The organism is Reichenbachiella agariperforans (assembly GCF_900142205.1).
GTDB classification, from domain to species: Bacteria; Bacteroidota; Bacteroidia; order Cytophagales; family Cyclobacteriaceae; genus Reichenbachiella; species Reichenbachiella agariperforans.
Genome location: NZ_FRAA01000002.1, coordinates 124,947 through 145,687 on the forward strand (window position 1 = coordinate 124,947; position 20,741 = coordinate 145,687).

Annotated in this window: 16 protein-coding genes; 5 read left to right on the plus strand and 11 right to left on the minus strand. The window is 44.9% G+C overall.

Annotated features, from left to right (window positions below; genetic code table 11):
- Positions 1-83 precede the first annotated feature (83 nt).
- A complete protein-coding gene (hslV, locus tag BUB99_RS06905) occupies positions 84-635 on the plus strand; it encodes an ATP-dependent protease subunit HslV (RefSeq protein ID WP_073120874.1) in 552 nt (183 codons plus the stop codon).
- A 75-nt stretch (positions 636-710) separates the two neighbouring features.
- Positions 711-2,930, plus strand: coding sequence for a T9SS type A sorting domain-containing protein (locus BUB99_RS06910; protein WP_073120876.1), 2,220 nt, complete (start codon positions 711-713; stop codon positions 2,928-2,930).
- A 4-nt stretch (positions 2,931-2,934) separates the two neighbouring features.
- Here BUB99_RS06910 and BUB99_RS06915 read toward each other — a convergent pair whose 3' ends face one another.
- The 3 genes from BUB99_RS06915 to BUB99_RS06925 form a co-directional block, all read right to left on the minus strand.
- The gene (locus BUB99_RS06915; RefSeq protein WP_073121776.1) at positions 2,935-3,279 is read right to left on the minus strand and encodes a cupin domain-containing protein; all 345 of its coding nucleotides are present in this window, start codon (positions 3,277-3,279) and stop codon (positions 2,935-2,937) included.
- Positions 3,280-3,378: 99 nt separating this feature from the next.
- Positions 3,379-5,085, minus strand: coding sequence for a M56 family metallopeptidase (locus BUB99_RS06920; protein WP_084190417.1), 1,707 nt, complete (start codon positions 5,083-5,085; stop codon positions 3,379-3,381).
- Complete coding sequence (locus BUB99_RS06925; RefSeq protein ID WP_073120882.1) at positions 5,078-5,452, minus strand: BlaI/MecI/CopY family transcriptional regulator; 375 nt, start codon at positions 5,450-5,452, stop codon at positions 5,078-5,080. Before BUB99_RS06925 ends, BUB99_RS06920 begins: the two co-directional genes overlap by 8 nt.
- Positions 5,453-6,084: 632 nt before the next feature.
- Between BUB99_RS06925 and BUB99_RS06935 the strand changes: the two genes are divergently transcribed.
- Complete coding sequence (locus BUB99_RS06935; RefSeq protein WP_170863748.1) at positions 6,085-7,875, plus strand: PAS domain-containing sensor histidine kinase; 1,791 nt, start codon at positions 6,085-6,087, stop codon at positions 7,873-7,875.
- Positions 7,876-7,899: 24 nt separating this feature from the next.
- On the opposite strand, the gene BUB99_RS06940 is transcribed toward BUB99_RS06935, so the two are convergent.
- Positions 7,900-10,374, minus strand: a complete 2,475-nt coding sequence (locus BUB99_RS06940) for a DUF5686 and carboxypeptidase-like regulatory domain-containing protein (RefSeq protein WP_170863749.1) — start codon at positions 10,372-10,374, stop codon at positions 7,900-7,902.
- A gap of 57 nt (positions 10,375-10,431) precedes the next feature.
- On the opposite strand from BUB99_RS06940, the gene BUB99_RS06945 reads away from it, so the two are divergent.
- Complete coding sequence (locus BUB99_RS06945) at positions 10,432-11,559, plus strand: sulfotransferase family protein (RefSeq protein ID WP_073120889.1); 1,128 nt, start codon at positions 10,432-10,434, stop codon at positions 11,557-11,559.
- A gap of 32 nt (positions 11,560-11,591) precedes the next feature.
- On the opposite strand, the gene BUB99_RS06950 is transcribed toward BUB99_RS06945, so the two are convergent.
- The 7 genes from BUB99_RS06950 to BUB99_RS06980 all read right to left on the minus strand — a co-directional run bounded on the left by BUB99_RS06950 (position 11,592) and on the right by BUB99_RS06980 (position 18,830).
- On the minus strand, positions 11,592-13,034 hold the full coding sequence (locus BUB99_RS06950; protein ID WP_073120891.1) for a class I adenylate-forming enzyme family protein: 1,443 nt from the start codon (positions 13,032-13,034) through the stop codon (positions 11,592-11,594).
- A gap of 47 nt (positions 13,035-13,081) precedes the next feature.
- On the minus strand, positions 13,082-14,257 hold the full coding sequence (locus BUB99_RS06955; protein WP_073120893.1) for an FAD-dependent oxidoreductase: 1,176 nt from the start codon (positions 14,255-14,257) through the stop codon (positions 13,082-13,084).
- Complete coding sequence (locus BUB99_RS06960) at positions 14,254-15,531, minus strand: hypothetical protein (RefSeq protein WP_073120894.1); 1,278 nt, start codon at positions 15,529-15,531, stop codon at positions 14,254-14,256. The genes BUB99_RS06955 and BUB99_RS06960 overlap by 4 nt, the downstream gene beginning before the upstream one ends.
- Positions 15,532-15,535: 4 nt before the next feature.
- Entirely contained in the window at positions 15,536-15,787 is a 252-nt protein-coding gene (locus BUB99_RS06965; RefSeq protein WP_073120896.1) for an acyl carrier protein, read from the minus strand.
- Between the two features lie 14 nt (positions 15,788-15,801).
- Complete coding sequence (locus tag BUB99_RS06970; protein ID WP_073120898.1) at positions 15,802-17,085, minus strand: ABC transporter permease; 1,284 nt, start codon at positions 17,083-17,085, stop codon at positions 15,802-15,804.
- The gene (locus BUB99_RS06975; RefSeq protein ID WP_073120900.1) at positions 17,085-17,837 is read right to left on the minus strand and encodes an ABC transporter ATP-binding protein; all 753 of its coding nucleotides are present in this window, start codon (positions 17,835-17,837) and stop codon (positions 17,085-17,087) included. Before BUB99_RS06975 ends, BUB99_RS06970 begins: the two co-directional genes overlap by 1 nt.
- 111 nt (positions 17,838-17,948) lie before the next feature.
- On the minus strand, positions 17,949-18,830 hold the full coding sequence (locus tag BUB99_RS06980) for a diacylglycerol/lipid kinase family protein (protein WP_073120902.1): 882 nt from the start codon (positions 18,828-18,830) through the stop codon (positions 17,949-17,951).
- A 185-nt stretch (positions 18,831-19,015) separates the two neighbouring features.
- On the opposite strand from BUB99_RS06980, the gene BUB99_RS06985 reads away from it, so the two are divergent.
- Positions 19,016-19,927, plus strand: coding sequence for an App1 family protein (locus BUB99_RS06985; RefSeq protein ID WP_139280932.1), 912 nt, complete (start codon positions 19,016-19,018; stop codon positions 19,925-19,927).
- Positions 19,928-20,741 lie beyond the last annotated feature (814 nt).

Consider the following 20,741-nt stretch of genomic DNA (forward strand, 5'->3'; position numbering starts at 1 on the left):
TGTAAGCGGCTGTTTCGATCACCATCGTGTATTTGAAACAGCCGCTTTTTTATTTCGTTCACTTAGATCTAAACACAAAACACATGTCAAACTATCCCAAAATAAGATCTACCACAGTATGCGCCATCAAGCACAACGGCGAAGTAGCCATTGGCGCGGATGGACAGGCTACACTCGGTAATACAGTAGCCAAAAGCAACGTCAAAAAAATTCGAAAACTCCAAGACGGCAAAATCGTCACAGGGTTTGCTGGCTCTACGGCTGATGCATTTACACTCCTAGAGCGGATGGACGAAAAGCTCAACTCCTACGGTGGCAACATGAAGCGTGCCGCCATCGAACTCGCCAAAGACTGGCGCACCGATCGCTACCTCCGCAAACTAGAAGCCATGCTGATCGTCGCTGACAAGGAAGAAATACTCATCGTATCAGGAACAGGAGATGTCCTAGAACCCGATCACGATATCGCAACCATCGGGTCAGGTAGTATGTATGCGCAATCTGCTGCCCTCGCCATGAAAAAACACGCCGGCGACAGAATGACCGCCGAAGAAATGGTCAGAGAAAGCCTCAACATCGCCGCAGACATCTGCATCTATACCAACCACAACCTTGTGGTAGAAAAAGTAGGTTAACCTGATCCTCAAATCAGAGCGAAAAGAAAGGAAGTCAAATTGGCTTCCTTTCTTTTTTGCGTTAATTTGGTAAGGATGAAACTCCAGCTCAGATCGATAATAACCCTCCTGCTAATCTTACTGCACGGTACTGCATTGGCCCAATCGGTCGCTAGGCAGTGGAATGAACTACTCCTCGAATCGATCAGAAATGATCAGGCACGTCCTACTGTCCATGCACGAAACCTGTTTCACATCTCTGCCGCGATGTATGATGCATGGGCTGCTTACGAAACCAGTGCTTCGACCTACTTTTTAGGCCATGAGCACAGGGGTTTTTACATCTCTTACGAGGGAACTAATATTCCATCAGGGATGACTCAAAAAGAAGCACAAGAGATTGCTCTAAGTTATGCAGCTCACCGTCTCATCACGCACCGCTTCAAAAACTCTCCAGCAGCCTCTACCACCCTACAGCGACGATACGATCAATTGCTTAGCCAAATAGACTCAAGTAACCCGAACAACCTAGAAGACTACAGTACAGAAAGCTACACCACCGATCCGCACGACTTAGGCAACTATATCGCCGAACAGATCATCGCTCATGGACTAAATGATGGCTCTAATGAAGCGCATAACTATGCCTGTAGATTCTACGAAACAGCTAACCCAGCCATGTTCCCGGATGGCTATGGAACCAACCGCATTGCAGACCCCAATCGATGGCAACCGCTGAGTTTCGACGAGTTCGTCGGTCAATCTGGCCTGAGCGAAGGAGCCAGTACACCAAAGTTCGTCGGTCCTGAGTGGGGACAGGTGATCCCCTTTTCCTTGGACGAATCAGACCTAAATATAAAAAGACGCGATGGTCACGAATACCTCGTCTATATGGATCCTGGCAATCCAACCTACTTGAATTTAGCTCCGGACGATACCGCATTGCAAAACTACCAATGGGGGTTTGGTCTAGTTGCACAGTGGTCGTCACATCACGACCCTACTGACAGTGTCCGCTGGGATATTTCGCCAAATTCCATAGGTAACATTCCTCTAGACCAGCTCCCAAAAACTTTAGCAGATTATCCCGGTTTCTATGATTTTGAAAATGGAGGAGATATAAGTCAAGGCTACTCCACCAATCCAGTCACAGGTCTACCCTACGAAACACAGACAGTATTACGTGCAGACTATACGCGTGTATTGGCAGAGTTCTGGGCAGACGGTCCAGACTCAGAGACACCACCTGGTCACTGGTTCGTTCTGCTCAATCACGTCAATGACCATCCAGATTTCGAGAGAAAATACAAAGGAGAAGACCAGCCCATGGATGCATTAGAGTGGAATGTAAAATCTTATTTTGCACTAGGAGGAGCCATGCATGACGTAGCGGTCACCGCTTGGGGAATCAAAGGCTACTACGACTACATCCGTCCTATCTCCGCCATACGATCCATGGCCGAACGAGGACAGAGCAGCGACGCATCGCTCCCTAACTACCACCCCGCTGGGATACCGCTGATACCTGACCAAGTAGAGATCATCGCTGCATCGGACCCCATCAATCAATTTGGGAATTTTGAAAATGAGATTAAAATCAAGGCTTGGAAAGTCCCTGGGAACTACTACGAAGGAGCTGACGAAACCAAACGTGTCGATTGGATACCTGCGACCAGGTGGCAACCTTACCAGCGCCCTTCTTTTGTAACACCTCCGTTTGCAGGATATGTTTCTGGACATTCTACGTTTTCAAGAGCCGCAGCGGAGATACTTTCTTTACTCACTGGTAGCGAATACTTCCCCGGTGGCATGGGAGAGTTTGTCGCTCGAAAAGACAATTTCTTGGTATTCGAAACTGGCCCTAGCGAAGATCTCACACTCCAATGGGCACGATATCAAGATGCCTCAGACCAGTGCAGCTTGTCTCGCATCTGGGGAGGAATCCATCCTCCAGTAGATGACATAGCCGGCAGACGGATCGGTTACCGCATTGGTCACCAAGCTTTCGCTTTCGCCGAACGGTATTTTAATGGAGAGATTCCTACTGAAGAGCAAACCAGTTCTTCGCGTATCTCGTATGGCCCCAACCCTGTCCGTAGTAGTGACAGAGTACTGACAGTATATTTCGAACATCCTGACGAGCTTCAAAAAACTATTTCGCTCTACGATACTTATGGAAACACCATCATGACGCAAAAAAAAGACTATATCCAAAGCCTCACCCTTCGTACAGATGGTCTGACCGAAGGCGTTTACATCCTAGCCATAGCCACCTCTGACTATACCGAGAAAGTTAAATTGGTGATCGCTCCATAAAACGTTATGACAAGAAATCCTCTCGTACTGGACTAAACGCATCGATGAGAATCCCCTCTTCAAGACACTCCACCCCGTGTGGCGTATTGGGTGGGACGAAAAAAGAATCTCCTCCATGCATGATTTTGATCTCGTCTCCCATGGTGAGCTCAAAGGAACCGCTCTCTACATAAGTCACCTGGGTGTGTGGATGATCATGAATGGCACCTATCCCGCCTTGTTGAAACGCCACCTTCACCATCATCAATCGGTCGTCATAGCCCGTAATTTTCCGACGAATCTTGTCATCGATCACTTCCCAATCTTGCTCTTGATCAACGATGAATTTATCACTTTGAGTTTTTTTCATACTCAAAGATAGCATGACTGTAGAGTATCACCCTTTTATAAACATCAAAAAGGAGAACCTTACATGGATTCTCCTTTTCAAATCTATTGACACCAAAATTTATTTCTCAGAAATAGAGATGGCTCTTGGGATCCCTTTTCGAACAGCATTGTATTGTTCCTTTTCTTCGGGAACTTCTTTGTTCAAATCCATAAAGTTCTTGCCAAACATGGATTGAGTTCTCTCTTGATAGATTTGATTGAACCCTTCTTGTATATAGGCTAAGTTCTGAAGATATGATTTGTAGCTGTCTTCATCCTGAAATTTTGCCTGAACCACATAATTACTTCGTTCCTCGGCAACTTCACTCGTCACGAAATCATAGACCTCCTGCTGAACTGTCACTCCCCTGTCCTCTCCCATTTCTACTCTCAATATATGGAGGTCATGCTTAGCGATATAGGCCGCATCTATCTCTGGCAACTTAACCCCATGCTCATTAGGTGCTCCTGGGAGTGGGGGCAACAGCATGGCGGATTCCATGATTTTTCCCGTAGTGGTCTGCCCAAGATATAGAACCTTTCTTCTATTAGCCCTTCTGAGTTCTGTCTGCACATCTCTCACCAGTTTCATAGGTTGCTGTGCATCTACGCTTAAAATGATGATCCCCTGCTCGGTTATTTTTTCGGCAACCGAAAGAGCCATGTCAACTACCTGAACATCCTCATCATCAAGGGTGATTTTATCCTCGACAATCGTAATTTCTACTGCGTCCTCACTGGGTAAATAGGAATAAAAAGGAACATCTGGAAGTATAGGCAAGTTGACACCTTTTGCCTCTATGCTTGCCACTGAACTTTCATTCTCTATGATGCTTGTTTCATCCATTGTGGAATTGCACTGGACGATCAGTACGCTAAAAACAATTGTACTTGCGATGGCTAGGGCTACTTTTACTTTGCCCGACCAGCCTGATTTTTGATTTTTCATCATGGTTATTCTTTTTTTGATAAATGATAAATTGAAATTGTGTACCAACCCGTATGAGTTGTTGCTGATCAATTGTCTCAAAAGCAAAGACTGGTACTCAACCAAGGAATAACCCGCATTCATTATTTTGTTATCTGCTATATATTCATGTGTTGTTTTTAGGGATTTAATCAGCTGCCAGATCACAGGGTTGAACCAGAGAAAGGCCGCCAAAAGTTGAACAATAATTAAATCTATGGAGTGTCTTTGATGGACATGCGTACGTTCATGTGCCAAGATCTGGTCAAACTCCGTCGAGCCGATCATAACCTCGTGTACAAAGACAAATTTCAAAAACGAAAAAGGTGCGATAGGATAGGCGACTTTGACCAGTGTCAAGTCATCCATTTTTTGGAGTGGATACTGCCTGATCAAACCAAAGACCCATCGAAAAGTCCAGAAAGTTCTAGAGAGACAAACCACTACACCAATCAAATAGATGACAACAAAGACCTGCTGAGACAGTTGCCACCAATTGATACCTGACCAGATGCTTACTGAAGTCACTTCTGACACGACATTGCCTGATAGATGATCAAAAGACCACAACTCAAAAGCATCATAATAAGCCTTTCTGGCTTGACTAACTTCTAATATTGGTGCTTTGACCGCAGGCAATTCATCTGTACCAAAATCAAAACTAAGTAATGGAAAAATGAGGCTGACCAGAAGTATCGTAATCAAATAAAATCTATTGAGTGAAAAAAAGGTCTCAGGCCTCAACACCAAATGGTAGAGCAGATAAAACCCGACCAAAATCAAGCTAGACTCCAGTAGATATATTAAAAACCTATCCATTTTTCTTGGCCTTTAGTTCTTCCAGCATCCGCATCGCTTCATCCAGTTCCTTTTCGTCCAGTTGTTTACTCTCCGAGAAGAAACTCAGCACTTTAGAAAGGGAGTTGTTGTAATAATCAGAAACCAGACGTGACATCTGGCCTTTGCTATAGTCTTCCTTACTGATCAATGGATGATACTGGTGTGAATTGCCATAAGCTGTAAACCCAACAATTTCCTTTTGTACCAAGACCCTAACAATCGTCGAAACAGAGTTGTAAGGAGGTTTTGGGTTGGGGTATTCATCGATGATATCCTTGATAAAACCTTTTTCAATACCCCAGAGAATCTTCATGATTTTCTCTTCTGCCTTAGTTAAAGTCGTCATTGCTTTATGCGTTTGTTTGAATCAGCTAAACAATGATACAACTTATTTTTAAGTTAACAAACTTACTTTTACGTTTCTCAACTTAAAAGTAAGTTTGTTACAGAGATTAGGACAGAAATAATTAAAAACCTTATGCTGAATATCGTGTCATAAAAGAAAAAAATGACAGCTTAAAACCTGTCAACAAAACATTTTTGTTATAAAACACATTTAAAAACAAAGCAATAAGTATCTTAAAGAGATAGTTTAGACTAACCAAGAAACCATGCTATACGAAAATGAAGTCTTGATGCTTCTAATCAGTGTCATAGTCCTAATATTTGCTATCATCTATTTCAAAACCCTATCAAGAATACCCCATTGGAGGTACTTAATGGGTAGCTACGCATTGCTCATGCTTGGTTGGTTGTTCACCATACTCGAAGGTTTCTTGTTCCATCTCCTATTTGATTACCTAGAACATATCTTCTACATGCTAGGATCACTTTGCATCTTCTTGTGGATTTGGAAATCCACCCAATCATCATCCAAAGCCTAACTTGATCATGACGCATGTAATAGATTCCATATCTCTAATTTTGATCACTATTTCATTTATTATCCTCATTAGAGAAAGGAAAAAAATCACTGAAATGGACGGTCTCCTTTTCGGTTCACTTTTAATTCTACTGCTTGCTTATTTTGCTCTATTATTCTTTTATATAGAAGAGTTCGAAGACATCCTCGGTGCATTGATTCCTGTCCTTTTTGCTTTCGTATTTTATTCCATTATTCAGAAACAAAACGCGGCTAAAATTGAACAAAATGAAGAAAGGTTAAGGCTTGCCATAGACGCTACTAGAGCAGGGCTGTGGGATTTAAATTTCGCCACGGGTCGACTCATCATATCCGATGCATGGTTTGATATTATAGGATACCATCCTTCTGAACTTCGCCCCCTAAATCAAGCCAAGTGGAAGAAACTTGTACATCCTGAAGATTACGCTGCGGCACACCCTCTTTTTGTCCAGCATCTCAAAGGGCTCAACGAATTACACGAAGCTACCCTCCGCATCCAACACAAAAATGGAAACTGGCTCTGGTTTCAGTCTAGGGGTAAAGTCATAGCGCAAGACCAAAGCAACCGTGCCGTCAGAATGACAGGAACCCTCATTGACCTGAGTAAGCAAAAAGAACTTGAAATCTCGCTAAAAAATCAGCTAGCAGAGAACCAAAAACTCTTTGATGAAAACGTAACACAAACTACCCAACTCGCTGACAATGAAGAGAAATACCGTGTATTATACGAGAGCTCTCTCGATGCTATTATCCTGATCAAAGACAGGTGCTATGCAGCATGCAACCCCAAATCCTATGAAATGTTTCAATGTGAGCCGGGGTATCTGATCGGTCGATCACCTGACAAATTCAGTCCAGAGTTCCAGCCCGATGGCCAAAGATCTAAAGACAAGTCAGATGTGATCTTTGAAAAAGTTTACAAGGGTGAACCACAAATTTTCGAATGGGTACACCAGCGACCAAATGGGGAGCTATTCGATGTTTCTGTCCGACTCAATCTCGTCGAGCTAGACAATGAACAGTACATCCAAACCGTACTCCATGACATCACCGAAAAGAAAAAAGTCGCTTCTGAACTCGAAAACTACAGGGAAAATCTCGAAATACTGGTCGAACAACGTACCGCCGAACTAACCCAAGCCATGAACGACCTCCAGAACACGCAAGCGCAACTGATCCAGTCCGAAAAAATGGCATCCTTAGGGATACTTACCGCTGGTGTAGCACACGAAATCAACAACCCTCTCAACTTCATCATGGGAGGGTATCGTGGACTAGAAATCTACCTCAACAACACAGAACTACATACAGACCCAGATCTCAAAAAGCTGATGGGGAGTATCAAAATAGGTGCAGACAGAGCAATCAAAATCGTCAAAGGCTTAAACCAATTTAGCCGAAGCAAAGAATCCTTTGACGAGAAATGTGACCTACATGCCATCCTCGAAAATAGCCTCACCCTCCTCACCAACGAACTGAAAGATCGGGTAGAAATAGAAAGAAATTTTAACGAACAACCGCTCATTATCCTCGGCAATATTGGAAACCTACACCAAGTCTTCATCAACATCATCCACAATGCCAGTGATGCCATCGCCGATACTGGAAAAATTATCCTTAACACACGACAAGAAGCCGATCAAGTCATCATTGAGTGTATCGACAATGGTGATGGTGTCAGCGAAGAAGACCTCCCTCAACTCACAGTCCCATTCTTCACCACCAAAGAACAAGGAAAAGGCACAGGACTTGGGCTCTCCATCAGCTATGGTTTCATCCAAAAACACAACGGCACCCTAGCGTTCGAGTCAAAACTTCATGAAGGTACCAAGGTGACTATTACGCTACCGTATCCATCTAAATAAGCGCCGTATATAAAACCTAGCTTCTTAAAAAGAAAAACGAAACGACGGTTTCACGATAAACTGATAGCTGTCGGGCAGTGTCGTATCGTTGAGCCGCCAGACAAAATCCACACGCGCAATCTTAAAGATATTTTCCAACCCAAACCCTACCTCGTAGTAGGGGTCGATGATTCCTACTGTCTGCTGTGGCAAGTCATAGGAACTGCTCCTGTTTTGAGCAGACAGGCTACCCCAGTAGCCCTTAGCAAAAACAAAGCTGCGCCACTTCAATCGATTGATCAGCGGTATCTTGTCCATAATCAATCCGTCAAAGTGCTGCTGAATATGGGCAGTGACATAGCGATCGGCCACATATTCTAGGTAGTGCATTAGGTTGAAAGCCATGTCGTCATATAGCACGAGCTGATTAGCAAATGGCGTATTGAGATATGGATAGGGAACAGTTCCCTCGGTCAGCCCTACCTCTACTCGGTAGTGAAAATAGCCCAGGCTTTTAGTTCGCAGATATTGGCTGAGTTGGCCTGTCAACTTATGATAAGAAACATTCCCTCCAAAGCCACGATCAGCATACAGCCACTGTAGCCCAAGGTCTGGAAACCTCCTAAACTCCTTTTTCATATCCGGCCGACTGTAAAAATCCCCGTCCAGGTTATCATTGAGCCAACTCATTTTGAAGGTCACCTCTAGACCACTGGCACGATAGTGCTGCGCTGTATGCGTCTGTCCCATTTCATAAAACTGCACGGTATCCGTAGGACTCATCATAGCATCAAAATACCCCAAACGCGCCACCATTCCTGTCATCAGATCTCGCTCCAAATAACCAGACCATCGTTGCTCATAGACACGAGAGACGGTATTGCCAATCTGCACGAAAGAGGTCAAAATGTGATCGATAGGTAGCGCATTGACACTGCGACCGAGCTGAATGATGTCGTCCTTGAAACGAAACCCGACTCGTGTATCGTCCGCCTGCCCCAAACGCCAGGCTGCTTGTAGACCATACTTCCACCGCTCATCACGAAAACCATAGGCACCGTACACCGAACCGGACAAAGGGAAATCAAGCTTTTCTCTAGTTCTAAAACCGAACTTCAACCGAGAATCCTCTACATAATTATTGCTGTAGAAGGTATAAAAATCTCCAATTTCCATCCACCGCCACGGCACATAACCTGTCGCTACTCCTACCACGATATTCTTTCGGGAGACAAAAGCGGGGTCTTGCTTCAGCTCCTTCACCATCTGCTGTACGCCTTCCTCTTGCAAGCTAAGTGTACCGACTCGGTTGGCCGCCCAATAGGACTCGTCATAGTCCCCAGCACCCGCCTGCTCTTCTATCACCTCTACTCCATCGTAGGCCTTTTTGTACGCTGCTGTATCGATCACATAGTGATCAAACACCGCTCGTTTCCTCCCAAAAAACCCGGTCAGGTCAGACGAATTTTCCACAACTGTATAGTCTCCCAGCACATTGGATTCGGCTAACATCCACTGCCCACTACCCACCTCACGATAATTCTGCTCTACCTGATAGCTCCGCACAAAATTGACATTGGCCATGATGTCAAAGCGCAAAGAGATCGACTTGATCGCATAACTCGCAGAGTCCACCGTCATCTGGCCTTTAAAGGCTAAATCTCGTGCACGCTTCGGCAGAAACTGTAGCGTGTATTCTTTGTCCTCTCCAGTTCCTGTACTGTCCAGGTAGTACTCATAGTGCAGCTGATAGTTATCAATCAGCGGACTGGGAAAATTCTTCTCCAAAATCACCATATAATTCTCGTAGACATTGGGGGTAAAGTATAGTTCTTCCACAAATTCAAGAATTCTAGGCCCAGGTAGCCCTGTGACCTGCTTGGCTCTGACCAAACTTTTGCGTTTGAGCGGAGACTGTCGGTAGTAGTGTTCGGATTGCTTTTCGACCAATAGCACGGGCAAGAAGCTCACACCATCTCCAGTAGTGTCCGCTTTGTCCCAGATGTAATCAAAAGGCCGCAACAAGAAATTATTTTTCACCTTCTCGGTGAGATGGTTTAGGTCAAAACGAATATTAGAATACTCTTCGCAGCGATAGTTTTGGAGTCGGTCTGGATTGTTCGAATTCTTATGTGCAATAATTTGATCCATGACGATGTATGCTGGATTCTCACCAGCGGTCACGACCAAATCATCCATGACTTTCATCTCAGGCTCTAACATCACTTCGATTTCGGTATGCTGCGTGACTACCACCTGCTGCGTTATATAACCCAAGGAAGAAACGACCATCGTATCGGTAGGTAAATGATCACTTTTGACCTGCAATTGAAACTCACCATCCAGCCTGCTAGACGTTCCAATTTGCGTTCCCTTCAGGAAAACATGAGCAAAAGGGACTGGCTCTCGTGACGTTTGCTCCAGTACTCGCCCACTGATCGCGGTAGTTTGCCCCAGCAGACACCATGACTGACTGATCAGGCCTAGAAACAAAGCAAGAGGACGTAGATAAGTTTTCAATTGGATCAAGTAGATTTTAAAAACAAGGATCGGTTAGTTTTACCAAAAAATAAATCTATGCTGATAAAACACCAGGTCAAAGATTACTTTCATATTTTCAAGCACACAGCTATGGGGATGGATATCAAAACTTGGATTAGGGTGCTCGCTCAGTATCGTTTTGCGATCAACTGGTATTTGCTACCCAAAGCGTTATTCATCACACTGATTGCTATCCTAAATACCCCATTTCAGCTGATCGAATATTTGTTTTTTGATCGAAAAATCAAAGCTACGGTTGTCAAGCGACCTATTTTCATCCTAGGGCATCACCGCAGCGGCACGACCTACCTTCACAACCTCATGAGCACGGATCCACAGCTAGCCTTCTGTACGACCAATGATGCTCTGGTGCCACACCTCATGCTAACTACTGGCAAGATCACAGAAAAAATCGTAGACCTGTTCATGCCCGCCACACGTCCTCAGGACAATGTGAAAGCAGGTGCTAAACTCCCTACGGAGGAAGAATTCGGGATGGCCAATATGAGTACCACATCCTTCACCCATGCGTTTTATTTTCCGAAATATATTCAGGAGATATTTGACCGCACGGTCACATTCGAGGGGGACTATAATGATAATGGCAATCAATGGAAAAATAATTTACACTACCTCATCCAAAAGCTGACCTACAAAAACCAAGGCAAGCAACTCGTCCTCAAAAGCCCCTCCAATACCGCCCGAGTCAAAGAAATTCGTGAGCTATATCCCGATGCACTTTTCGTACATATCCACCGAAACCCTTATGAGGTATTTCAGTCCAATACTGCACTCTACAACAAGATTTTGCCCATTCTCAGTTTTCACACCACGACTACTGAGGCAATCGAAGCATTCATAATCCGCTCCTACACTCTGCTTCACCGAAAATATCTAGCAGACCAATCTGATATACCCGACAGTCAAATCATAGAGGTGGCTTACGAAGATTTTGTGCGTGACCCGATGGAGCAACTACAGTCTATCTATCAACAATTACGTTTAGAGAATTTCGATCAAGCAAGAACCGTGATCAAGCGGGAAGTAAAACAATCCAACAACTATCAAAAAAACCAACACCTAAGCCTCTCTCCTAGCCAAATCAAAGCCATCAATACACAGTGGCAATTCTTCTTTGAAGCCTATGGATATGAAATGATTTAATCGAGCCTTCTCTTTGACACCTTAGAAGAAACTCAGCTCATCTTCTTCTCACGCACAATCTTCCCACTCGCCGTATGTTCGATTTCTTCCACGATTTGTACACGCTGTGGCACTTTATAGGATGATAATTTCTGACGGCAGCTGCTCAATAATACTTCGATATTCAAGCCCTCACTAGCCACTACATCTGCCACGACGACCTCACCAAATAACGGATGCTTCTGACCATAAACTCTAGACTGATGAATCTGTGTATGCGTATTGAGTACCTCTTCCACTTCCGTGGGAAACACCTTGTTGCCATGCACAATGATCACATTTTTTTCTCGGCCTTTGATCGTCACGACTCCTCGCTTATCCTTTATCGCTAGGTCTCCAGTCATAAAATAGCCATTTTCTAACCGTTCAATTTTACTATGGGGAGATTGAAGATAGCCATCAAACATACCAGGCCCTTTGATACCCAATCGACCGATTACATCGACTGGCAGTTTTTGCCCCTCTTCGTCAAGAACACTAACTTCATACGCCGCTAACGCTTGACCGACCGCATCAGGGTGCGCAGAAGCATCCACAGTGTTGACCATCGGTAGCCCTACCTCTATAATCCCAAAAGCCTGATGGACGGGCAAGTGATATTTGTCCTCGAAGGCTTTACAAACAGCATAGGAAGCACCTGTCGTCGTGGACACCACATAGCGCAGTGATGGCAACTCTCGTGGTTCGGGATAGGCCCCCAGCAGCTTAAGATGCATTGGCGCACAGTAGAAAAATGTCACTTCATGTTTGGTCACGCTATCGAGTATCTCCTCTGCTAAGAAATCATTGTTGATGATGATCGTCGCGCCATGCCGAAGATACAGCACGATGGAAACAATGAAATGATACGCCATCGGGAAGACCCAAAGAACACGATCATCCTTCGAAATCTGGAGCGCTATATTGGCCGCTTCTATTCTATCCCAAACGGCCTCATGACTAATCACCACGCCCTTGGCAAGACCTGTCGTACCAGAGGTAAAACGCACAAAGGCAGGATTGGCAAACCGAGCCAACTGCTCCGAACGAATTCCTTTTTGAATCCAAGTCAAGGAAAAAATTGTATCACCAGCAACTGGTTCAGCTGTGATTCCTTCCTGAGTCCAGCGATTGTTTTCGTCACTCAGTACGACTTCTATTTCTGCCGTCACTATTGACTTGTTTGTCTCGGCAGTCTTCTGCTTATGAAATATCGGCATAACCACCGCATCACATGCGATAGCCGCATATAGACCGATGATGAAATGACGGTTATTATCCGTCAACAAGCCTACGAATACACCTTGACCTATACCTGCCTGACGCAGCAGCACAGACAGTTGGTCCGTCGTCTGTAATAACTCCGCATAGCTGAGCGCACCATATTCATCCATGATGGCCGTCTGGTTTGGGTAGCGAGTAGCGGTCTCTTGTAGCGATTGATATACGTTGTACATGGGGGTCAATACTAACTAAAAATACGATGGACAGAAAACAGATGCGGTTATAGTTGCTGAGAGGCTAAAGTTCCCGCCTCAAATCCAGTCTGCAGACAGGTGCCAATCACACGTGCACTGGCGATGGCACGGTCGGTGGCGGATATGTTTTTTCCTCCGAGGAATAAATTATCCAAACGATAAGAGCGCAAGCACTCAACGGGAATCTCAAAATAACCATGATCCGAAATATGGGTCAAATCCACCCGACTATCTTGATTCCACTCCTCTATGGGCCAAGTCCCTTTGATATTTGCAGAATCAAATTTCCGTCCTGACAATACATCTTCCTCTGTCAAAACATACTGTCCTCTGGATCGCTGCTGTATCCGAATACCCACCTGCGGATAAATCTTCTCCAACTTAGCCGCTGCAAAACTAGGAACACACTTCACCAGCCAGTCAAACAATCGCACGGACCATTCACTGCCCTTTTGGTTCAAAGCATGCTGAGAGACCTCATCAGTAATCTCATGAGGCAGCGTAAACTTGACACTGGCAGTGCCATCCTGCAAAGAACCTGGCACGAGCGAAATCGTTTTGAGTACAGCTGCATAGGCAGCGTTCTTGTCTTGCACCACAGATTTTTTGATGGAAAACTCTAACGAATATGCTTCTGATGACGTCAACCCCGATACCGCAAAAACCTGAGAAGCCATCTGATACCGCTCCGATTTGAGCATCTCCAACCCCGACAAATCGGAGAGCACCCCACGTCCACTGCAGTCTACATACTGATTCGCATGGATTTCGAACTGCTCCCCCTGACGATCAATCCTCACATGAGTAAGCTCTGTCTCGTTCGTTTCGGTAGCAATTACTTCGGCTTCTGTCCAAACTTTCACTTGCTGACTTGCTAATGTTTTTTGAAGGTATGCACTGAGCTGTTCCACACGATAGGGTGCGACAACTAACCCCTGATGGTAATCCATCGGTTCTAATTTTAGCGCCGCTACTACTTTCTTTAAGAATGGGTGATCGACAGGTAAAAAGTCTTGCCCCTCTTTGTGATGATGGTATGCACCGCAGATCGTGCCGACGTTGCTATGCACAGCATTGCCCCCTACTGCCTCGTGTCTATCAACGAGCAGGATATCAGTCCCTGCTCTGCTAGCAGCCATCGCCGCTGCAAATCCCGCTACGCCTCCCCCTACGACCAATATGTCCGTTTCTATCTTTTTCATCCCTGCGATTCATCCATCAATAGCTCTTGCTGGAGCTGTTTTGCCATCCCCGAATACTCAGCATCTGAGAGTGCCTGTGTGTGATACAAGATCATCAATTTCAGTGATCCACGAAAATTCATCATCGCAAAAGTCAGACCTGGTGGGTAAGCATTCGCAGGTAGACTCAGGGCATTGATGACACGCTGCCCCATAATCGTCTCTAGGTCTGAAGGATGATCCGCCGCTACGGTAAACAAAAAACTGGCAATAGCATTGCCTCCACGACGCTTGACCAAATAATAATAGAGACTCAGCGGCAGCCATTTCATGAAATCCATGAGATGGTTATAAGACTCGTGAGACTTGTGTTTGATCTGATCTCTCATTTGATTATTGATCGCATCAACACAGCTCTCAATGCTACTCATCTGTTTCTTTTTCAATCGATAAAAAAGAAAAGATAGCCGATTGCCGATGATCGGGCCTAATGCGCCCTTTCGTCTATTGTCTCGAGGGACGGGAATCCAAAAATTGTGAACCCCATCCCCTCGCTGTACCAGCACCGACTGCACCGCTCGTGCGATACATGCCAAAAAGAAAGCACTCCGCCCAAACCGTGCACCGCTATGCAAAGCAGCTGCTTCTATCTGTCTCACCTGTTTCGGATCAAAATCCAACACGCTCACACGCTCTTGAGAATTTACATCATACAACGGAGGACTAATCATGGAGAGCCTCGGACGAGAAGTATAATCGATAAAGAATTTAGCCTTCGTTGCTTTCCAAAAAGCAGACAAGTTATAAACGGGCGCTTGATAAGACATGAGCAATGCTGGATCAAAAGAATCATCCGAGCCCAAGAGCCTCTTCAAAAACAACACCGCTCCATAACCATCCATCAACAGGTGATTCCAAGAAAGTATCACCGTCGAGCGACCATCACTACGTGCAACAGTATCGAGAGACAAACAACCTACATCCGCACCCAGCCTTCTGTCCAAAACCACCTGAGGAATCAGCTGATCCGTTACGAAATGTTCGATTCGGGTAGTATCCTTACTTCGGAGGTGCCACTTAGGGATACCCAAAGCCTTTTCCTTTTCGTAGCGGAGACTAGATAGCACTTGAAAATACTCGTTGGAAATAATACGATCCGCCAAGGCTTCATGATCTAACACTCCCTCCAGATCGATCACATAGTAGCAAGTGTTGCCAGCAATATCATTTTGGTTGTACTGCTGTTCTAGTGCTAGAAGGAAAGTATCAAAACCAGTAAGCGGAAAGGTCTGCATCGGTCTATTGGGAGTTGCTAGCGCACGTGGCTAGTGTCTGAACCGTACGGAAATTTTGAGGCAACATACTCTTCTCTCCTATAGTAATCCCATGTTTTCGCTCCAAAAACAACACCAACTCCACCACAGAAAATGAATCAACCCCTGCCTCTGACAAAACTGTGTTTTGATCTAGCTCCACCGACGGGTCGACGATCTCCTTTTTGATAAACTTGATTAAATCCTCTTTGATTTGCTCCTCAGTAATTCTTCCCATCTCGTCGTGTCGTGTTAGGCTAGGCTTCTTTTGATTTTGTGAAAATAGTAAGAAAGCGAAACGGATAAAACAAAAAACAAAGTCAATTTAAGCACCTGCCATTGAATCTCTGCCCAACCACCCGACTTGATAAATAACTCGTAGTACCCCTTGAGTGCCCAGTTGAGTGGAGAGATATTGGCGATCTGTTGCATGTGTTCTGGCATGATATTGAGCGGCACCCATATCCCGCCTAGCGCCGACATGATCAGTACCGATATCCCACCAAATATCGCCGACTGCTGCGGCGTATCGAATACCGTCCCGATCAAGAAGCCATAGCCCACTGCGGTGACAGACACGGCCAGTGTTAGCACAGCCAGCGCGCCCCAATGCGTCCCGATATGCAGAATAGGCAGCCCCATCAGCGGCAATAGAAATTTGCCCAATGCCAACACGATCAGAAACTGTAGCAATGCGATACAGATATAAGTGATAATCTTGCCAGACAGGATCATAATATACGAGCCGGGAAAAGTGTGCATCCGCACATAAACGCCCGTCGTGCGTTCGCTAATCATACTACCCGCCAGCGGTAGCACGATGAAAAAGATCGAGAATATAGCCCAAGCCGGTACATTGTGCTGTACAGCATTCGGTTCGTAACTCTCCGCTGCACCCGCCGCTGCACTAGACTCCTCAAATACAAAGAAATCATCGTCTGGGAACTTCACTTCATTGCTAGTACCGAGTACGCCATTAATTTTGCTCGTCACGATCTGAAAAAACACCTTAGTTTTGATACTCGCGATGACTTCTTTGAGTCCGCTCGACATGGCCATCACGAATGATTCTCTCGCCAATGGGTCGGTGATGATCTGAAACTCTACTTGGCTAAACGCCTGCTCCACACTAATCGCCGAATCTCCATCGAGATAACTGTCCATCATCTGGCCTAGTTCAGTCCTGAGTCGCTCTGTCGCACCCGATGGGATGATCAGCGCAATGAGGTACTCCCCATGCAGCACCTTTTCTCTGACCTTATCGATACTAGCAAATTGCTCACCGTGATCCAGCGTCAGATCACACATTGGATTCTCCGCAAAACCTCGCTCTATCGCATAGCCCAGGCTATCCAAATCATAGTTGACTAGGAGCACAGGAATACCTGACTCGTTGAGACTTTTATACGCTTCATTTTGAATCAAAGTCATAATGACCACCAGCATCATCGGCATTAGGAATAGCACCGTGATCCCTGTGCGGTCATGCGCAAGTAGCTTCAACTCTTTGATACAGGTAGCTATCACTCTATTCATCAGTCCCTAATTTTCTTCCCTGTATGTTGCAAAAACAACTCTTCTAAACTACGACAGTTGGCAACCGACACCATCGTCTCTGGTACCCCTGTGGTGATGAGTTGCCCCTCGTCTATGATAGCCACCCGGTCACAAAACTGCTCTGCTTCTTCCATGTGATGTGAGGTATAGATAATCGTCGTGCCTTCTTGTTGATTGAGCTGTCGTAGTTGAGCTAGGATTTCCTTGCGAGCATGCACATCTATCCCCACTGTAGGTTCGTCTAGCAGCAGCACCTTTGGCTGATGCAATATACCAGCGATGAGATTGATCTTCCGCTTCATCCCTCCTGAGTAATTTTTCACAGCTTGTCGACGGTTTTGATCGAAACCAAAGTCATCCAGACAAGACTGCACACGTTCTTTGAGTTTCGTCCCTTTCAGTCCATACATCCGACCGATAAACAGTAGATTATCTTCCCCTGACAAAGTGGGATACAAAGCGATCTCCTGAGGCACTACTCCAATGATCTGCTTGATACTTTTCAGATTCGAGGCAATGGACATACCCGCTAAAGAAACCTCCCCATCACTGGGATAGATCAACCCACATAGAATAGAAAAAAAAGTCGTTTTACCTGCTCCATTAGGCCCTAACAAGCCGAATACCTCGCCAGAGGATATCTTCAGATTGATCGCACGCAAAGCATCCTGACTCGTGCCTCGGTAGTGTTTCGATAGGTTTGATATGACAATACTGTGGGTATCTAACATGAAAATGCATGGGTTCACTTGCGTTTCACCACGAACATAATAAAACCCCAGCTGAGTAGAAACAAATATTTTGCTCCGCAATAATTTAATCGCAGTATCATACACTAATGACTATGGTACTACGATCGTTATTGCTCCCTTGATGACCTTGGCGTGTACCTCCGTCACGGCATCTATCACCTCACCATCGACTTGTAGCGTCTCGGGCTTTTGGGTCGTTATAGTCACTTCACTCGTTTGGTAAATGGCAAAATACTCTGAATCTTCCAACTCCCCCACAAAACTGTGCCATGTGAGGGCGAGCAGCTTGTACCACGGAAGGGGCTTGAAAACACATACCTCCAGTAGCCCATCACTCAAGTCACATCGCGGATTGACCACTGCACCTGTACCATAACGAGAAGCATTGGCTATCACCACCATTTCGGCTTTATGCCTACTACTAGTACTTTCTGTCACGATTCTAAAACGACCGGCTCGACGATTTGCCATTTTTTTAACAAACGAACGAGCATACCCAAGCTTCCCTCGCTGACCTTCTCTTTCAAATTCCTTGATCAAGTCTGCATTGAAGCCTAAATCACAAAGGTGAAGAGACAGATGTTCATCATTGATTCGAATGGCATCTATCGTGATCGTTTTGGGATCAAGGAGTAGCTTTAGGTTTCTATCCCATTCTTCAGGAATCTCAAATTCGGATGCCAATCCATTAGCTGATCCTAGTGGAAGAATGGCCAACATCCTAGTAGAACCGATCAGTTGCTCGGCAACTAAAGTGACCGTGCCATCGCCACCGCCCGCCACTACGATCGATGGCTGGTATTGGTCAATGGCTTCTCGAATATTCTGCGCATCGGACTCTCCAGTCGTCTTCATGATATCGAAAGACAATTCATTCCTTTCACAAAAACGGGCAATGACACGATCCAAGTCATCTTTGTCAGACGCACCTGAAATCGGATTGATCACAAACAAAATTGAAGCTTTACTCATAAGAGTTAAAAACGTTTTATTTTCGTATTAATAGGAAACCAAACTACATCCACATCGCAATATTCCACAAAATCGGCATTCGCTTTACGCTTTGGCTCAAAAAAAAGCTAGGGATTATTCACCCCCCGACGATTGTCCCTTATCGTGGATATGGCACACGTCACCTCGTCTACATCAAAGGACAGGTGTTAGAAAACCGTCCCGAAATGCTATCTCATGTGATGGACAAAAAACGAAAGAATCTACGCCACATGATTGCGCGCTATCTCAGTACAGCCATTCCAGATATTCAAGTAGAGATCTCTTTCTCAGGCCAAAAAAAGATCATCAAGACTGACGAGTGCGGCTATTTCATGAACTGGTTCGAGGTAGATCATCCTTTAGATCATACTGGCTGGCAACCCGTAGATTTTTGCATCCATGATACGTCTGAGACGAAACAATGTATCAAAACTGGTGAAGTCCTGATCGTAGATACCGATGCTCCGTTTGGTATCATCTCGGATATCGATGACACGGTATTGGTATCCCATGCCACACAGTTGCTGCGCAAGCTCCGACTGATCCTCACTAAAAATGCCAAAACCAGATTGCCATTTGTTGGTGTCAAAGAATTCTATCAGGCACTCACAGGGAACAACAGTGCCAATCCCATCTTCTACGTCAGTAGCAGTGAGTGGAACCTCTATGACTTCCTCGTGGATTTCTTCGCTACCAAACACTTACCTAAGGGGCCTTTCTTATTACAAGAGTTTAAATCTGGGATCAAAGACTTAATCAGATCTGGTGGCGGCAGCCACATGCACAAAACGCAAAAAATTCATCGACTGATGAAACTCTACCCTAGTTTATCTTTTGTACTCATCGGAGACAGCGGGCAGCGTGACCCAGAGATCTACGCAGATATCGCAGCGCAATATCCTGCAAGAGTCAAAGCCATTTACATCAGGGCTGTGGGCAAGAAAAAAGAACTGGATAAAAAACTGGTTAAACAAACAGCCAAAGAGGGAGTCGAAATGGTGCTAGTACATACGACCGAAGAAGCTTATACACATGCTCTAAAAGCAGGACTGATTCAATCAGAGGTCAATGAATGATAAATAAATAAGAAGAAAAAAACAGTCCTACAGCTGCACCATTCCTTGGTCAATTCTAACAGTTTTCAGCTTGCTATAGTTGTACACTAAGAGAACCGTAGAGGATTTGGCTAGTACTGAATCCAAGTCCGTATCCCGACATCTGTCAACTACCTGAGTTGTACTAATTCAAGATACCAAACATATAACCTTCAATATCTGTTCCTCTTTGCTCTCTTCTATACTTCTATGCTGTTTAAGCCAAGAATGAATCGAAGACCGGGTACAAAAACACTATTTAAACGCCCTAGAGAAGCTTTTTTCATGCACTTCGCAAACACCTGTAGTTGACGCTCCAAACACAGGTGTTTGGAGCGTCAACTACAGGTGTTCAAGCGGGCAATCACAAGTGTTTGTTTTGAAGACCACGTGTCTCCTTTGGTGCCATCTAGTTTTTGACCGCAATTAGGCATATTACCCCCTCAAAAACACCACCTGAATCCTCCACCAAAAATTGAACTATTCAAAGAACCCAACCCCTATTACTGATAAAAAAATGTAAAATGTACCCAGAGGTGATAGTCCTTATATAATAAAAAGTCACCATGAACTTATTTATCCATTTTCCTTCATCTCCCAGTCTTTACTCATTCACCATGTGGCTTGATGAGCCGTGCTAGAATCATACGCCTATTTTAATAGCCTATTGTTTCCGAATAGATACTATACTTCCTTGCGTATTGAGTCCATTTTTTAATATTTGAGATTCTCGACCAAACACTCCATCTACAGCCACTCAGTATAATTCTACTTTTAGTTTAACCAAATACACTGA

Excerpts from the sequence above, each read along its gene's own strand:
- hslV (WP_073120874.1), top strand. The coding sequence starts at position 84 with ATGTCAAACTATCCCAAAATAAGATCTACCACAGTATGCGCCATCAAG.
- BUB99_RS06910 (WP_073120876.1), top strand. The coding sequence starts at position 711 with ATGAAACTCCAGCTCAGATCGATAATAACCCTCCTGCTAATCTTACTG.
- BUB99_RS06915 (WP_073121776.1), bottom strand. The coding sequence starts at position 3,279 with ATGAAAAAAACTCAAAGTGATAAATTCATCGTTGATCAAGAGCAAGAT.
- BUB99_RS06920 (WP_084190417.1), bottom strand. The coding sequence starts at position 5,085 with ATGGATAGGTTTTTAATATATCTACTGGAGTCTAGCTTGATTTTGGTC.
- BUB99_RS06925 (WP_073120882.1), bottom strand. The coding sequence starts at position 5,452 with ATGACGACTTTAACTAAGGCAGAAGAGAAAATCATGAAGATTCTCTGG.
- BUB99_RS06935 (WP_170863748.1), top strand. The coding sequence starts at position 6,085 with ATGGACGGTCTCCTTTTCGGTTCACTTTTAATTCTACTGCTTGCTTAT.
- BUB99_RS06945 (WP_073120889.1), top strand. The coding sequence starts at position 10,432 with ATGCTGATAAAACACCAGGTCAAAGATTACTTTCATATTTTCAAGCAC.
- BUB99_RS06950 (WP_073120891.1), bottom strand. The coding sequence starts at position 13,034 with ATGTACAACGTATATCAATCGCTACAAGAGACCGCTACTCGCTACCCA.
- BUB99_RS06955 (WP_073120893.1), bottom strand. The coding sequence starts at position 14,257 with ATGAAAAAGATAGAAACGGACATATTGGTCGTAGGGGGAGGCGTAGCG.
- BUB99_RS06960 (WP_073120894.1), bottom strand. The coding sequence starts at position 15,531 with ATGCAGACCTTTCCGCTTACTGGTTTTGATACTTTCCTTCTAGCACTA.
- BUB99_RS06965 (WP_073120896.1), bottom strand. The coding sequence starts at position 15,787 with ATGGGAAGAATTACTGAGGAGCAAATCAAAGAGGATTTAATCAAGTTT.
- BUB99_RS06970 (WP_073120898.1), bottom strand. The coding sequence starts at position 17,085 with ATGAATAGAGTGATAGCTACCTGTATCAAAGAGTTGAAGCTACTTGCG.
- BUB99_RS06975 (WP_073120900.1), bottom strand. The coding sequence starts at position 17,837 with ATGTTAGATACCCACAGTATTGTCATATCAAACCTATCGAAACACTAC.
- BUB99_RS06980 (WP_073120902.1), bottom strand. The coding sequence starts at position 18,830 with ATGAGTAAAGCTTCAATTTTGTTTGTGATCAATCCGATTTCAGGTGCG.